Raw genomic sequence first — 16,274 nt, forward strand, 5'->3', positions numbered from 1 at the left:
TTCGAAATTGTTAGTAGGAATAAATCTGAAATATTTTTGAAAGGTATGAAAGAGATTTTATTCTCCAATATTGTCAAGTACACCTGCAAGCTTGAAAGGTGTTAATGGTTTGGGGAGAAATCCCTTAACGGAAGCGTACTTTTTGGCCATTGCTATATCTTCCGGATCCTGTGATGAGCTGGATATATAGATTACAGGATGGTAATTGCTTATTTCAAGATCGTTTAACATATCCAGAAAATCCCACCCGTTCGCCACTGGCATGTTAATGTCAAGTAGGATAAATTCTGGAAGAGATAAAGGACTCAGCCGGTTTTGCTTCATAAAATCAATTGCTTCCAGCCCATTTTTGAAATGCGAAATTTCAGAATCAGGCACAACTTTCTGAATCAGCTTTTGAGCAAGAAAGCTACAAATCCATTCATCATCAATAATGCCTAATTTCATAATAACATTTAAGGTAACGTAACCGGTTGAGTGAATTAGTAAATACAAAAACCATGCCTAATATACGTTTCTCAGATTGAAAAATGATATATGTTTAAAGTTATAATAATATATCAAGATTTCATTTTATTAAACTAGTTTAATTTTATTCAGATTTCCATTCTGTTGTTTTGTATATCACGAAAAATCAAATGGATATGATAACATCAGTTGAAGAAATGATAAGCCAATATATGAATGCATGGAATGGCACGGGGATCGAGGAATACCAAAGAGAATTCGCTAAATGTTGGGCAGTAGATGGTGCCTATACCGATCCGAACTTTGATAACATTAACGGTGTAGATGGAATTGCAGGACTGGCGCACAAATCGCTTGAAACTTTTCCTGTCAGGACTTTTTCTGAACTGACGGTTCCGGACTATCACCATAACGTAGGCCGCTACACCTGGAAGGTAGAATTACCCGGAGAAACTCGGGAAGGGTTTGATTATTTTGAGTTTAACGAAAGCTACCAGATCACACGAATTGTCAGCTTTTTTGGTCCTTTAACCAATATTGGCTAGTCGGAATTGAGCCATAAATCTTATCTTTACCTTCGGAGGAAAAAAATATGTATGAGCTCATTTTTGCCAATTTTGCCATGCACATAACATTGAGCATGGAAGAAATCGAAGAGATTAAGTTGAAATTGGAATATAAAATAGTGAAGAAAAATGAGCTGCTGCTGAAATCCGGAGAAGTTTGCAGGAATTTCTATTTTGTAAACCAGGGTTGCCTGCGGATCTTCAATACTGACGAAAAAGGCGAAGAACATAATTTGTTGTTTTTGCCTGAAAATTGGTGGGCAGTGGATATGACCAGTTTTTCAGAACAAAAGCCTGCTTTCTATACCATAAGTTCGTTGGAGAAAACAGAGCTATTTTATCTTAATTACAACGTGCTTGAAGAGCTTTACCAGACAGTTCCCAAACTGGAACGTTTCTTTCGGATCATGATCCAGAATGGTTTTAGTTTATATCAGCAACGAATTATATCGAATTTGTCAATGCCGGCGGAAGAGCGCTATCAGTTATTTCAAAACCAATATCCAAAACTGGAACAACGTATCGCCCAAAAACATATCGCATCTTATCTGGGAATTACGCCGGTATTTTTAAGTATGATGCGAAAAAAATATCAAAGAGCCCGGTAGTCATGAAATATGTTGCTATTTCATGGCAGCCAAACTCTTTAACAATCTTTTTTAAAACTCAGTTTGCTCTTCTTTTTTCTTCCTCACTCGCTGTTGTTCTTTTACGTGCGGCGGCCAGGTTTTTTCCCAATTTGTAAGAGAAACTTACCGTGAAAGTGCGCGTGTCATTTTTTTGATAGATACCATTATTTTGTCCCTGGTTATTGATTATAATTCGGTAAGGATTGCCCAGAAGAATATCTGATGCACTCAGCCGGATTGTTCCCTGTTTATTAAAAACCGGTTTGCTGATTCCGATACTTAAATCGTAAGTTCTGGCAAGTTTCAGCGTTCCCTGTTGCACGGCGCTGTTATACCAGGCGCTCATTTCCGCTTTTAATCCGTTGTTGTTGTCAATGGTGAAGGCATGATCAGTTCTTAGATAAAAATAAAACTGCTTGTCGCTGTATGTATTTCCAGGCTGATTGGAGCTTTGATTTCTAAAATATCCTTGTGCGGTATTATTAATTTCCCACCAGGAAGCGGCATGATGAATAGACGAAAATTCAATACCAATATCTCTGATACTTCCAATGTTTTGCTGGGTATCGTAGAAAGTTTTAGTATCATTATTCTGGACGGTAACGTTGCTGGCCATATCCTTTGTCGTCGTGTAGACGGCCGAGAAAGTATAATTTTGATGAAGTGTGTATCTGATTTGGAGATTGTTAATGATAGCAGGTCTCAAAAATGGATTTCCACTTTGGTAGTTGTATGGGCTCGAATAATTTTTCGCCGGATTCAGTTGTCTGTAATCCGGACGCTCAATTCTTTTGGAATAAGCAAAACCAAACTCGCTGTTTTCAGAGGCTTTGTAGGTTACAAATGCCGTTGGGAAAATGCGCAGGTATTTTTTCACGTTGATAGAATCCAGAGAATGCGAAAATCCTTTCGTGCGTGTATATTCTGCACGTAAGCCACCTTTAAAATTCCATTTACTTGAAACGCCTGCCAAGCTGGTATAAGCTGCCGCGGTATTTTCAGTATATTGAAATCTGTCACTTCTGGTCGGATCCAAAACGGGCACAACATCTGGTGTGTTGTAAAAATCAAACTGGTTTTCACTGGTGATGCTGGTGTATTTCAAACCGGACTCCATCGTCAGTATTTTGCCAAGCGAATAACCATAATCGACTTTACCAGACCAGATATCTATTTTTTGGATGGAAGGAGAGGAAGTTTGATACGGAGCAAATGCTAAACTTTCATCCGGCAAAATCATTGAATTTTTCAGGTTCTGCACATTATCTTTTGAAAATGGAGCATAGTCCAGATCGATATTCAGGCTTCTACCCGGTCCGCCGCCACGGGCGCTATCCAGTTTAATCTTATAATTCAGATTGAAACTATATTGATTTGCATGTCCACGGTTGGTACTCAATGTATTTAAAACAGAATCGGCCTTTGGTTTATGATTGTTATAAATGTCGGTAATGGCCGTACCATATCCGGCATTTGCAGTATTATTACCGGTAATAAGCACACCAACAACCTGATTTTCCGTTAGATTATAATCAGCTCCGGCGGTATAATTATTGATTTTGCTTTTGACTACAGTGACCTTGTTCAGGTCCCAGTAAGCAGAAGAGGTCGGTGTCTGGTAATTCGTATAAAAGTTGATGTCGCGCTGAATACTACGGTCGGAGTAGCCGTAACTTCCAAAAATGTTCAACTTGTTTTTGCGATAGTTGAAAACCCCGTTACTGGTATACCTGTTCATTTGTCCGCGTGTATAACCACCGCTCAAACTGGCGTTGAAACCATCCATTGTCGCCTTTTTTGATATAATATTAATCACCGCACCACCCTGAGCTTCGTATTTTGACGACGGGTTTGGCATCACTTCTATTTTGGCAATATTATCAGACGGAATACTTTGCAGATAAGCAGAGAGATCATCGCCCGACAAACGTACAGGTTTTCCATCCATATAAACGGTGACTTTTTTATTGTTCGCTTTTACGCCGCCGTCATTGCCAGTCTGTACGCCTGGTGCTCTGCTTAATGCATCCCAGGCTGTGCCGCCGCTGGCAAGAATACTATTTGCAACATTAAAGACAACTCTGTCTATTTGTCGTTCAATCGTTGGTTTTTTAAAAACAATAGAAACTTCGTTCAGTTGAAGATCATCATTTAATAAGGTAATATTGAGACTATCCTTTGGCATATTGAATACACGCAAAACAGATTTATAGCCAATCAGCGAAACCGCAAGTTCATAGGGCGACTGATTCAAATTTGTCAATGTAAATTTTCCAGCCTCAGTCAACTGACTGGTTAACACCTGTCCGTTTTGGGAAAGTGTTACTGTGGCAAAATCAAGTGGTTGGCCTTTTTCATCACTGACAATTCCGGTCAGATTTTGCTGTGCAAATAGTTGAAAAGAAAGCAGCAGGAGTAAAATGTTAAGTATCGTTTTCATGTCTATTTTTGATTACGACACAAACCTACTTCGCTGCTTCCTAAACGGGGGTTAAGTTCAGTTAAATAGAGTTAAATCGTTATCTTGACAGGATGGTAGAAGATAAATTATCAGCAACTTCACAGCATGAAATGGTTTAAATCAAAATATACATATGTGCTGATCGTGCTTTCGCTGCTTCTGAGCGGCGGGTTGCAGATCGTATGGCTGCAGCAACTTTTTTTTGCGCAGCAGAAACAGCTGAAAGAAGAGATAGAGCATTTTGTAAGCTCAACCGCTCAGACAAATATGTATTACAGCATTACTTCCTTTGAAAACCCGGGAAATGTTCGGCAGATTAAACAGCTCTTTTTGTCTCCGCAATGGGAGCAGCTTCGCCGGGCATTTGATAATATGAAAATGGATAACCTGAGTTCCACAGCCAGCATCACCATTGAGGATGACAGTACTTCGGTAAGTATGCATTTCAGTATGAAAGACAATGTGGTCAAAAGGAAGCGGAGGCGACCTGTGGTTAAGAATACAGGAAAAACTCCGGAAGAGCTGCGAATAAGTGACAGTTTATCACTTGTGATTATGAAACAAAAGGTTGAGAAAGGGCTCAGGAAAATAGGAATCACGTCGCCCCTTTACGACAATATTTATGTTTACGACAGTAATGAAGTATTTAAAAGCAACGTCCCAAAACAATTACGTCCGGATTTTGTCAGTAGCAAATATCTGTATAACATACAAAATATATACAGATATCAATTAGTATTACCTTCCGTTGACAATGTAGTCTGGTACAGGATGCGGTATTATCTGGCTTCATCTTTACTCATGATTTTGCTGACTTGCACTGCGTTTTATTATATATTGAGACTGCTGCGAAAACAACAATTATACGCCGATGCGAAGGCAGATTTTACCAGCAACATGACCCACGAGTTTAAAACGCCTATTGCAACCGTTTCGCTTGCACTGGAATCAATCAAAAAATATAATCTGATCAACAATCCGGAAACGCTGCAAAATTATCTGGATATCAGTCAGCATGAATTGAAAAGACTTGATTTGATGGTGGAAAAAGTATTGAATATCAGCAAAGGAAATGAAACGGAACAACCGCTTAAACTGGAACTTTATGATGTGCAATCAGGCTTGCAGCAGGTAATTTCGTCGATGCAGCTGCAATTAATGAACAGTCATGCGAGTATCCAATTTGATGCCTCGGAAGAACCATGTTTTGTATTCGGGGATCCGGTTCATTTGACCAATATTTTTTATAATCTGATTGACAACGCGATTAAATATTCAGGAAATGGTCTGGCGATGGAAATATGCTGCAAATGTAATGCGGACCATGTAACAATCAGTTTTAAAGATAATGGTCCCGGAATTGACAAAATTTATCATGATAACATTTTTGAAAGGTTTTTCAGAATTCCGACAACGGGAGATATTCATGATATCAAAGGATCAGGACTTGGCCTTCATTATGTGAAACAAATGATTGAAAAACACAGCGGAACGATTAAAATTAAAAGCGAAACCGGCAGCGGAGCCAATTTTATAATTACTTTACCAGCAGCATCATGAGTTTTAAAGTATTATATGTTGAGGATGAACCGTTTTTGTCCCGCATTGTCAGCGATGGATTAACGAGCAGTGGTTATACCGTTCACCTGGTTGCCGACGGAAATCTGGTAATGGATGCTTACCAATCTTTTAAACCGGATATTTGCATTCTTGATATTATGCTGCCTTCAAAAGATGGTTACACCCTGGCAAAGGAACTCCGGGAAATCCAGCCGGATCTTCCTATCATCTTTTTATCCGCAAAAGTACTTACCGAAGATGTTGTAAAGGGCTTTAAATCAGGCGGAAACGATTATCTGAAAAAACCATTCGGTATGGAGGAATTGCTGGTAAGGATGGAAGCTTTGCTTCACCGTTTTGGAAAAGAGGCAATCCGTCAAAACGCTCAAAACAGCAAGATTTATTCATTTGGAAACTGTGAACTTGATACCGTTCAGCAGAAATTAAAAACATCATCCGGTGAGCATTCACTTTCTTTTAAAGAATCGGCATTGCTGGAGATGATGATCCTGAAAAAAAATGATGTGCTCGAACGGCAGGAAGCGTTGTTGAAAATCTGGGGTGATGATAGTTATTACAACACCAGAAGTATGGATGTTTTCATGACGCATATCCGGAAATTGCTAAAAGACGAGCCTGGAATCCAGATTATGAATTTGAGGAGTATAGGATATAAACTGATTTGTTAATTTTAATATTTTATTTTAATCCTTCTCACCGATCGGACTATTTATTCGACTCATAGAGCTATTTTAAGTCTTGCTTTGCGCTGAAATTTGTGGAGTTAAATTTAATTTCAAACAAATCAGACAATGAGCAAGCTATTAGCACCTTATAACAAAAATGGATTTTCACTGAAAAATCACCTGGTAATGGCGCCTATGACCAGAAGCCGGGCAATCGATAATATTCCAAATGACTTAATGGCGGAGTATTACGCTCAGCGGAAAGGAGCGGGATTAATCATCACGGAAGGCACTTCGCCTACACCCGAAGGTTTGGGTTATCCACGTATTCCGGGAATATTTTCAGAGGAACAGGTTAACGGCTGGAAAAAAGTTACAGATGCGGTTCATCAAAATAACACAAAAATTTTTGTGCAGTTTATGCATACCGGCCGCATTGCGCATGCAGATAATCTGCCTGAGGGAAGTGAAGTGATCGGAGTTTCCGACATCAAAGCCAGCGGTCAGATCTTTACGGATAAATCCGGAATGCAGGATCATTCACAGCCCAAAGCATTAACAACAGAAGAAGTAAAAAAACTTATTTTAAGTTATGTAAAATCTGCCGAAAATGCTGTCCAAGCTGGTTTTGACGGTGTTGAACTTCATGGAGCCAACGGTTACCTGATTGAACAATTTTTGAATCCAAATATCAATAACCGTACTGATCAGTATGGAGGAAGTTTGGAAAACAGATCTTCTTTTGTTCTTGAAATTGTTGAGAAAATGGCGGATGCCATTGGAAAAGATAAGGTAGGAATTCGTTTTTCGCCATTTTCAAACATGGGTGATCTGGCTGATTATGATCCGGATGAGGTCCATCAAACATACGCCTATCTGGCAGAAAAGCTGAATGGGATTGGAATTGTCTATATTCACATAAGTGTTTCACCCAAAATCCCAAAGGAAACATTAGATGCTATTCGTTCAAATTTCAAGGGGACGATAATCATTTGTAACAGCCTGACGCCTGAAAGTGCTGAGCAAATGCTGAATGATGAATCCTCAGATCTGGCAGCTTTTGGCCGTTCGTTTTTGGCGAATCCTGATCTTGATAAAAGAATTGAAACAAAAGCAACTTTGAATGAAGTGGATTTTTCAACAGCTTATACGCCGGGGAAAAAAGGCTACACGGATTATCCTGTTTTAGCTGACACCATAAGTGCTTAATACATTGGATAATTAATTGCAGATAAATTGAATATCAACAAAATGGAAGAGATAAAAAAGCCTGCGCAAATTGTAACACCCGATGATGGAGATCTTATTTCGGTGGTTGGTAATACGTACCGTATCGTAATTTCTGGTAAGCAAACCGGTGGCGCTTTTGCCATTATTGATATGCTGGTTCCGGCCGGAGGTGGGCCAGGCCCGCATGCACATGCAGGTTTCGACGAATCTTTTTATGTGCTGGATGGAGAAATTGAAGTGAAAACTGAAAATGGAAAATATGTTGCCAAAAAGGGAGATATCGCCCATATTCCCAAAGGTGGACTAATTCATTGTTTCAAAAACATAACTGAACAAACCGCCCGGCTTTGGTGTACTGTGGTTCCTGCCGGACTGGATGATTTTTTTCTGGAAGCAGGAAAACCTGTCAAAAAAGGAGAATTTATTCCAGCTTCGGAACCAAGTGCAGAGGAAAAAAAGATACTTTTCGCATTGGCTGAAAAATACGGGCAGAAATTGTATCCGCCTGATTATCTGGATTAATTTTCTGTTATTTAATAATTACATCGATTGGATATGTAAAATATTCAACCGTATTTCTATATTATTATGGCTGTTGAGTTTGAATTTAGCGCCGGTGAGAATTTTCATTTCACCTCTGCTTTTGCTAATCGCTTTGGTGCAGCGGTAAAAGAGGAACGCGTATTTTTGCCTGATTTTCTTGGAGATGGATTTATTCAGGAAGTTTATCCGGGAGTGGGTTTTTCTCTTTGTATCCATAATTATATACTGAAAGAAGAATTTGTATTAAAACGCCTCCCTTCTTCCTCGAACGACACGCTCACTTTTAAATTCGACTGCCGGACAGATTTCAAAGGTAACGGACTGGAAAACGGCTCTTTTTTCTCTGCAAAAAACACCTTTGAAGTCGAGTTTAGTACGGGTAATTTTTTTACAGAACTGGTCATTCCAAAAGACGTTTCAATCAGGTTTCTTGTCATCAGTATTTCCCGCGAGACTCTTCTTGATCTGCTTCATTTGAAAGAAGGTTCTTCTACGGAAAATCTTTTGAAAAATAACAAATCTTTTGTCCTGCATGAAGAAATGAACTTGCAGATGCAGCAAACACTAAAAGAAATTACCACAATTGACGACACGACCAGACTGGCAACTTTACTTTATCAGATCAAAGCGCATGAGCTTATTTATCAGTTGTTTGCAAAGTTAATCGCGCGCTCCGAAAGCAAAGTAATTCCGATTGACCAGGCCGATGCGGAACAGATTTATCTTGCCAAAACACTTATTCTAAATGATCTCAGTGTGCCTCCCGAACTGGTTAAACTGTCTGAAGATATCGGAATGAGTCTGACTAAAATGAAACAGCTTTTTCGTCAGGTTTTTGGTGATAGTATTTATAATTATTATCAGACAGCCCGGATGAATGAAGCTGCGCGGCTGCTGCAATATCTGTCAGTTTCTGAAACGGGTTACCAGCTGGGTTTTTCCAATCTGAGTCATTTTGCGCGTTTGTTTGAAAAATTCCACAAAATAAAACCCAAGCGTTTTAAAGAAGAGCTCAAAAATTCAGGCGCAGTAAAGGCGGTTTATCAATCCGTATCCTGAACAGAATCCGAAGTGTTTCCCTTTCTCACTTTTTGGAGAATCTGGGTTGATTCTGATACGGAAATATGAAATAAATAGGTGAGCACAACACCAATAATACAACCCGCCGCAACGCCACCAGCACGCTCCACAGCAACTTCCCAAAGATATTGACCTGGCTCATGCATGGTGATGATCAGTACCGCAATCATTGCCGAGCGGGTGGCAGCCTGCAATTTCAACAATTCACAAATAGCAATGGAAATTGCAATGCCGGCGCAAATCATCATCAGATTGATCGCATGAAGATTAAGTAAAATCAGTCCGATTACTGCTCCGATAAAATTTGCTTTGATACGTGTAACGGCCAGATTCATAGCATCTTTTCTGTCCGGAGCAAGTACCAATACTATGGAAAAAAGCGCCCATGTTCCGACAGTAGGATGGAGCAAATAAATATAATAACCGATGGCTGTACCGATCAGGCATTTCAAAATATATAGTATCTGATCCGTTAGTTTCTCTGACACAAACTGTTTTTGTTAGATTTTTGGCAAATAAAATTTATCCCCCCGACAGATAAAACTACGAATTAGCCGCCAGATTTCTCCCGAACTTTTCAATTAAAGAACTTCACTTTATCGTTTTTTGTCCTGTTCAGCAGTAATTATCTCCATTCATCGGATTTTGATTCTCGTTTACTGACAATAGAAGTTGATTTGGGAAACCTTAAAAATCAACCGATGGAAAAATTACATCTTGTCAATCTTGTTTTTCATGTCATAGCCGGAAGCATTGCGCTGGTAACCGGTTTTGCCGCAGTTATCGTCAGAAAGGGTAAGGGGAGACATGTTTTATTTGGAAAATATTTCATGTGGATGATTGTTGTCGTCATCATAACCGGACTTTTCGGTGTGATTATTTTCAATCGTAACAATTTTCTTCTAGTCATCACATTGCTCAGCGGCTACAATTGTTTTAGTGGAATCCGGTCACTGAAATTATGCGGTCAAAAACCTGAAATGATTGATTATGTTGTTCCTGTGCTGGTAATGAGCTCAGCTATTTTTTATCTTTATTATCTGAATTACAGTAAATTGTATTGGGCGCCGGTGATTACATATTCAACAGTTGGTGCTTTATTTTTGATAACCGGCTATGATCTCTGCAAATGGATTATCCCTGTTAGATTTCTCAAAAAGGCCATTATGTACGAACACGCTTATAAAATGACCAGCGCTTTGAGCGCAATTTCGTCTGCATTCAGCGGTACGGTTTTTCCGGATTACAAGCCTTACAGCCAATTTCTTCCTTCGGTGGCCGGTATGATTTACATTATTATTACCTTCATTCTCCTGTCGAAAAAAACTTTTATTTTCAAAACAAAAACCATTGTCAGACACGCCAATCAGGATGCATCCCGCGCTTAAAACTTTGCTGATCTGCCTTTTGATCGGGTCGGCATTCGGTATCTATTTATATTTCACTTACGATCCCAGGCCTGAGCGTATCCTGATTTCAGTATTGTCCTCTTCCTGCATCGGTTCTTTGATGATGCTGGTTATTTCGTACAGGAATTTTTTCACAATGGTCACCTCAATACAAAGTTTAAAGATGATCATTATGATCGCTTTATTGATTTTGGTCGCGTTGGCAGGCTCGGAAATTATGTTTTTTGTACAATCGTTTTTGTGGAAGGCTGGGAAATATCAATGGTTTAACGGTGGGAATATTTATGTGTTGAATATCCTGATTGTGCTGGTTACGGGTATCCCGATTTATGTGAGTGAAGAATGGAAAAGTCTTTTGAATTCAAGGATCTTAAACCAGCAATACCGGGTTTTGGAACTGGAACAGCAAAAAACAGCTTTTGAGCTTGAACTTTTGCGAGCGAAAGTGAACCCGCATTTTCTCTATAATGTCCATAACACTATTGCAGGACTTATCTCCAAAGATCCCGCCAAAGCGGAGGAAATGGTACTGCTTTTGTCAAAGTTTTTCAGGTTTACACTGAATAAAAACAGCGCCACTTTTCATTCCGTGCATGATGAACTTGCCATAATTCAGACTTATCTGGATATGCAAAAAATCCGCTTCGGAAATCGGATGCACTATGAAATCAACACTGATCCGGAAACATTATCTTTACAAATACCATCCTTTATTTTGCAGCCTGTTGTCGAAAATGCAGTAAAACATGGTATTGAAAAGAAGGTTGAAAATGGTTTTGTTAAAGTTGAAATAAAACCCGACGGAGAAAATATGCTGATTACCATTTCTGATTCGGGACCGGAATTTTCAGCAACCCCCGGTGCCGGAATGGGCCTGCAAATGGTGAGGAGCAAGCTTGGACTTTTGTATCCTGGAAATTTTACATTGGAATTAAATAACGAACCGGAAAAATATGTCAGGATTATTATCCCGAAAAGAAATCAGAACGTTGCTGGTTGACGATGAGGAAATTGCAATTTATCGTTTGAAAAAAGCGCTTGAATCCTATCCGCAAATAAAAATCATCGGTGAGGCAAAAGATGGAAAAGAAGCGATCGGACTTATCAATGACCAGCGTCCTGATCTTGTTTTTCTTGATATCCAGATGCCGGTAATGAATGGTTTTGAAGTGTTGAATTACCTCGATTATTTGCCGCAGATTGTTTTTGTTACAGCCTACGAAGAATATGCAATAAAAGCGTTCGAGAAAAATTCTCTGGATTATTTGTTAAAACCTGTGGAAGATGATCGCCTTTCGATAACGATTAAAAGAGCATTGGAAAGTAAGGCCATTGAGGATAATGTTTTGTACAAAATCAAGATGCTCATCAATGAAAATCGCCCAAAAGATATCATCACGACTATTCCGGTGAAATCTGGAAATAAAATAACGCTGATTCACATGGCAGATATCTGTTTTTTTGAAGCAAAAGATAAATACGTATACATCCACACCTACGAAGGGGAAAGTCTGATTGATTATTCACTTGGATATTTACAAGAACGCCTGCCAGAGCAATTCCTTCGTGTTCACAGAGGATTTATAATCAATAAATTAACAATCAGGGAAATACATAAGTACTTTAAAGGCACTTATATTTTGGTAATGAACGATTCAAAAGGTACAAAAATAAAGAGTGCGTATTCTTATTCCGACGAGATCCGGGAGAAGTTATTGTTGGTTTGATTTATGGTTTTTAGATACAAGCTGTAAAGTATTTATTTTACAGTCTCCCAAATATCAACTTATCCCCACCGGTTTCGATAATCTTGCCTCCGTTTATCAACCTGTCGGCATCCGAATATATTTCCTGGCCATTTTTAAAGTGAATTTAATCCACCAATTAATAACTGCGTATGGCAAGGGGCGAACACTTTGTAAACAGAAATGGTATCAGAACGGTCAGGGAAAGTGTCAGAAGATTTCTGGAAAGAGGCTTTGACTGGATTGCTTTGCTGATTATTACCTTGATCATCCTTTTTAGTCTTGTCTTTTTTTGAAATTTCACACATTCTCAACATTTTTATGAAATCACTTCTAACATTCCTGGCATTTAACGTCGTTCTTTTGATTTGTTGTTATGAGAAAAAATGCGCCAGTTCGATGGGCGAACCTGCTTACATGGAACCGGTTAGTATGGATGGTAGCTTTACGACAAATATTCGGACGGGTAAAGACACGTATGAAAAAACGGACTCACGAATGCACATTGTCATAATTGATAATTTCGTCAAAGGGTATTATTCCGGCGACGGCTTACGGAATAAAATCAAGGTGCTGGGAGCGGTTAATGACAGGAATGAAATGATATTGCTTGAATCTGAGAATGGCAAAATCACGCGAACATTTCAAGGGGCATTTTGTAAAAAAGGAAAGAGATTGATTCTTCTGTCTGGTCACTGGAAAAGTACCAACGGCACAACGCGCGCGAGGTTTTCGGATAGTAGCATTAAGCCAGAATCCAATCATCCGGAAGCATTTTCATTAATCAGTAAAAAGCAGTAGGTCTTAACTTTAACCTGTTGCAGATTATTGCTTATGAAGTAGTTATATAAAATCATTGATTGGTTTATGAGGTATTTACAGGTATTCCTGCTATTGTTTTTTACCTCGCCGCAGCTCTGCGCACAAATGCCATCCCTGACGCTGGAACACCTGACAACCAGGGAAGGGCTTCCATCCAATGAAGTCTGGTCGCTGACAAATGACAAACAGGGATTTTTGTGGATTGGTACCGGAAGAAATATCTGTCGCTATGACGGTTACAGCTTTTTAAGACTTGACAGTTTGAAACTGGGATATTGTTCCGGCGTATCTACCGATTCAAAGGGAGATATTTATACTTCCAACGACACCAGGGGTTTGTGTAAAATCGATGCAAAAACGCTGACAGTCACCACGCTGGCTGTAAATAACTATGATGACTCGGATCCAACGAATGATTTGCATGAACAAGGCATGGTCGATAGTTTTGACCAGGTTTGGGTTTGTGATTATACTTCTGTGAAAAGATACAATCCGGCAACCGGAAAACTTCATAGATATACCTTTTCCCAAACGGCATCAGGCGGAGATGTGTATCAGTATGCAAGCTTTTTTGAAGATTCAAAACACACACTTTGGGTGGTTTCAGAAATTGGCCTTTATCGTTATGATCGTAATGCAGACAAACTTGTCTGTATGCTTGGGAAAGAAGCTGTTTTAACTAAAAATCGTATTCCGATCCGCCTGTCAAAAGCCGGTGAGGATAGTAATGGAAATCTTTGGATAGGAGGTTATGAATACGGTCTGGTCCGTTTTTCTCCTGCTGATCAGTCTTTCAGTATCAGAAAAAAGGGTTTTGAACATAACCATGTCATTTGCGTTCAGGAATCCCGGGATGAAAATGGAAGGAAACTCCTTTTTATCGGGACAAATGACGGAATCAGTATTTTTTATCCTGATCGTAACGAAATGTACAATCTGCCCGAATTTTATAACAACGGAATCCGGGTCAAAACGATGTATGAAGACAAAGTCAACCGGATTCTTTGGATAGGCACCAGTGATGGCGTTTACAAGTACCGTTATGGCAATGCCGGAATTCGGACCGTGGCAATTCCTGCCGGCATCGTGCGGCTTCCGGTTCAGATTACTACCATTTTACCCGCGCCGGATGAGACTTTTATCTTAGGTCTTTCGCATTCAGGGGCTCTGATCTGGAAACCATCCCAGCACTTTTTTAAATTATTGCCATACCCAACCGACGCGCTCACACAACAGATGCGCTGGATTCAGGATCGCCCGTATGCTTTTACTGACAAAGGTGTTTTTACTGCGGATTTGAAAAAAGGAAACTTTTCGGTTTTTTCTCCGGCATCATCCTTATTTAAAAATACAGATTTCAAAGATGGACTGCTGGATAAAAAAGGCCGTTTGTGGATTGCCAATCTCAATGAAGGTTTGAAAGTAATAGATCCTGTAACAAAGCGGGAAATTAAATTATGGTCGGAGAAACAGGGACGAAAATTGTTAAATTTGACCTATCTGAAAGCAATTATTGAAGGTGTTGACGGCCGCATCTGGGTAGCCACATGCTCCCGGGGACTATTTTTTTTCGATGAAAAAACAGGTGAATTTGTAAATATTGAAACGCTGCCAGAAAATAAGGGGAAATTGATTGGAGGCGATTGTATCAATGGAATGCAAAAAGGATCAAATGGCTCCATTCTGATTTCCAGCTGGGGAGGTGTTTCGAAAATTTCTTCCTCAGGCCGGATTTTAAGCACATTTGAGTTTAAAACTGATGCACTCAACGATACTTATTGCGCCAATATTGCAGAAATGCCGGGAGGAAATCTTTGGTTCAGTACCAATGAGGGCATTCACATTGCAGACCCTAAAACGCATGCTATCCGTTACCTGACCACAATCGAAGGATTGAAAAGCAATGCCCCGGTCGGATTTTATCATAGTGCAGCTAATGAGCTTTTTTTAGGACATACCAATGCTATCAATATTTTAAATATCAACGCGCTTGGTAATAGTATGGTCACGCCCAGGGTTGTTATCAGTTCGATTGAAGTCAAAGGGAAAACTTTGCATAAGGATCTGTCCAAAGAAATTTTTCTGGAACCCGACGAAAATGCGATTACCTTCAATTTTTCAACATTAAATTTTGAACCCGCTTCCAAAAATTTATTCAGTTTCAAACTTGAAGGTTTTGAATCCAACTGGATAGATCTGGGCAATCAGCATACCGTTTCTTTTACAAACCTTCCGGCCAAATCTTACCGGCTGCTCGTTAAGAGCAGAAATAGTTCGGGTAAAGTAAGTGAAAAACCACTCGTTGTTCGGTTCCGTGTTGCGCCTTATTTTATCAATACATTGTTTTTCAGGACACTTATAGGATTGGCAATTGCTGCGATGATTGTCGCCATGATGCGTTGGCGCGTCAATACCCTGGCAGAGAGGAACAAGCTGGACCTGCAAATTGCAGAATGGCGGCTAAAAGCATTGCAGTCGCAAATGAACCCGCATTTTTTGTTCAATTCACTTAACTCTGTCCAGAATTATCTGCTGACAAACAGAGGTGTGGAAGGTGCAAAATATCTGTCGAAATTCTCTAAACTGGTGCGGCGCATCATGGAAAATTCCAACCATCAGTATCTTTCTTTTGAACAGATTATTGATACCCTGCGGATGTATGTGGAAATAGAATCTTTTCGATTTAATCATGAATTCAGCTACACTTTTGACATTGAAGATAATGAAGCCCTGCTGGATGCCCATCTGCCCCCGATGCTTCTGCAACCCTATGTTGAAAATGCGATCTGGCATGGTTTAATGCCAAAAGAGGGTGAGAAAAAATTAAAAATTACGGCCAGGATTGTTGATAAACACATCGTTTGTACCATCGAAGACAACGGTGTCGGCCGCACTTTTGCACCACGAACAGAAGGCCATATTTCGCGGGGTCAGGAAATGACCAAAGGTATTTTTGAGTCACTTCGCCACAAGGATAGTGATGCCAAAATAGAATTTACTGATTTGTTTGACGCCGCTAATCACCCTGCCGGAACAAGAGTGAGCATGACTATTCCACTTGAAAATGTATAACGT

The 16,274-nt window shown here is 39.6% G+C and carries 16 protein-coding genes; 13 read left to right on the plus strand and 3 right to left on the minus strand.

The annotated features are described in order from the left end of the window. Positions 1-57: 57 nt before the first annotated feature. Entirely contained in the window at positions 58-447 is a 390-nt protein-coding gene (locus IEE83_RS06470; protein WP_194119797.1) for a response regulator, read from the minus strand. A gap of 197 nt (positions 448-644) precedes the next feature. Here IEE83_RS06470 and IEE83_RS06475 point away from each other — a divergent pair, with 197 nt between their 5' ends. Then, positions 645-1,013, plus strand: a complete 369-nt coding sequence (locus tag IEE83_RS06475; protein WP_194119798.1) for an isomerase — start codon at positions 645-647, stop codon at positions 1,011-1,013. Between the two features lie 47 nt (positions 1,014-1,060). Further along, entirely contained in the window at positions 1,061-1,642 is a 582-nt protein-coding gene (locus IEE83_RS06480; RefSeq protein ID WP_194119799.1) for a Crp/Fnr family transcriptional regulator, read from the plus strand. Positions 1,643-1,700: 58 nt separating this feature from the next. On the opposite strand, the gene IEE83_RS06485 is transcribed toward IEE83_RS06480, so the two are convergent. Beyond that, complete coding sequence (locus IEE83_RS06485) at positions 1,701-4,103, minus strand: TonB-dependent receptor (protein WP_194119800.1); 2,403 nt, start codon at positions 4,101-4,103, stop codon at positions 1,701-1,703. A gap of 126 nt (positions 4,104-4,229) precedes the next feature. Here IEE83_RS06485 and IEE83_RS06490 point away from each other — a divergent pair, with 126 nt between their 5' ends. The 5 genes from IEE83_RS06490 (at position 4,230) to IEE83_RS06510 (ending at position 9,202) form a co-directional block, all read left to right on the plus strand. Next, positions 4,230-5,684, plus strand: coding sequence for a sensor histidine kinase (locus tag IEE83_RS06490; protein ID WP_194119801.1), 1,455 nt, complete (start codon positions 4,230-4,232; stop codon positions 5,682-5,684). Next, positions 5,681-6,373: a response regulator transcription factor gene (locus IEE83_RS06495; RefSeq protein WP_194119802.1), complete on the plus strand. Its 693-nt coding sequence runs from the start codon at positions 5,681-5,683 to the stop codon at positions 6,371-6,373. Before IEE83_RS06490 ends, IEE83_RS06495 begins: the two co-directional genes overlap by 4 nt. A 123-nt stretch (positions 6,374-6,496) precedes the next feature. Beyond that, positions 6,497-7,579: an alkene reductase gene (locus IEE83_RS06500; protein ID WP_194119803.1), complete on the plus strand. Its 1,083-nt coding sequence runs from the start codon at positions 6,497-6,499 to the stop codon at positions 7,577-7,579. A 42-nt stretch (positions 7,580-7,621) separates the two neighbouring features. After that, the gene (locus IEE83_RS06505) at positions 7,622-8,122 is read left to right on the plus strand and encodes a cupin domain-containing protein (protein ID WP_194119804.1); all 501 of its coding nucleotides are present in this window, start codon (positions 7,622-7,624) and stop codon (positions 8,120-8,122) included. A gap of 66 nt (positions 8,123-8,188) precedes the next feature. Then, entirely contained in the window at positions 8,189-9,202 is a 1,014-nt protein-coding gene (locus IEE83_RS06510; protein WP_194119805.1) for a helix-turn-helix domain-containing protein, read from the plus strand. On the opposite strand, the gene IEE83_RS06515 is transcribed toward IEE83_RS06510, so the two are convergent. After that, positions 9,187-9,711 carry an FUSC family protein gene (locus tag IEE83_RS06515; protein WP_194119806.1) on the minus strand — a complete coding sequence of 175 codons (525 nt, stop codon included), beginning with the start codon at positions 9,709-9,711 and terminating at the stop codon, positions 9,187-9,189. The genes IEE83_RS06510 and IEE83_RS06515 overlap by 16 nt on opposite strands. A 213-nt stretch (positions 9,712-9,924) precedes the next feature. On the opposite strand from IEE83_RS06515, the gene IEE83_RS06520 reads away from it, so the two are divergent. The 6 genes from IEE83_RS06520 to IEE83_RS06545 all read left to right on the plus strand — a co-directional run bounded on the left by IEE83_RS06520 (position 9,925) and on the right by IEE83_RS06545 (position 16,271). Further along, entirely contained in the window at positions 9,925-10,611 is a 687-nt protein-coding gene (locus IEE83_RS06520; RefSeq protein WP_194119807.1) for a hypothetical protein, read from the plus strand. Further along, a complete protein-coding gene (locus tag IEE83_RS06525) occupies positions 10,574-11,632 on the plus strand; it encodes a sensor histidine kinase (RefSeq protein ID WP_194119808.1) in 1,059 nt (352 codons plus the stop codon). The genes IEE83_RS06520 and IEE83_RS06525 overlap by 38 nt, the downstream gene beginning before the upstream one ends. Beyond that, positions 11,586-12,359 carry a LytR/AlgR family response regulator transcription factor gene (locus IEE83_RS06530; RefSeq protein WP_194119809.1) on the plus strand — a complete coding sequence of 258 codons (774 nt, stop codon included), beginning with the start codon at positions 11,586-11,588 and terminating at the stop codon, positions 12,357-12,359. Before IEE83_RS06525 ends, IEE83_RS06530 begins: the two co-directional genes overlap by 47 nt. Before the next feature lie 170 nt (positions 12,360-12,529). Further along, positions 12,530-12,673, plus strand: a complete 144-nt coding sequence (locus IEE83_RS06535) for a hypothetical protein (RefSeq protein ID WP_194119810.1) — start codon at positions 12,530-12,532, stop codon at positions 12,671-12,673. A 25-nt stretch (positions 12,674-12,698) separates the two neighbouring features. Then, positions 12,699-13,178, plus strand: a complete 480-nt coding sequence (locus tag IEE83_RS06540) for a hypothetical protein (RefSeq protein ID WP_194119811.1) — start codon at positions 12,699-12,701, stop codon at positions 13,176-13,178. A 66-nt stretch (positions 13,179-13,244) separates the two neighbouring features. Beyond that, on the plus strand, positions 13,245-16,271 hold the full coding sequence (locus IEE83_RS06545) for a sensor histidine kinase (protein WP_194119812.1): 3,027 nt from the start codon (positions 13,245-13,247) through the stop codon (positions 16,269-16,271). Positions 16,272-16,274: the final 3 nt, after the last annotated feature.

It is taken from the genome of Dyadobacter subterraneus (assembly GCF_015221875.1).
In the GTDB taxonomy this organism is placed as follows: Bacteria; Bacteroidota; Bacteroidia; order Cytophagales; family Spirosomataceae; genus Dyadobacter; species Dyadobacter subterraneus.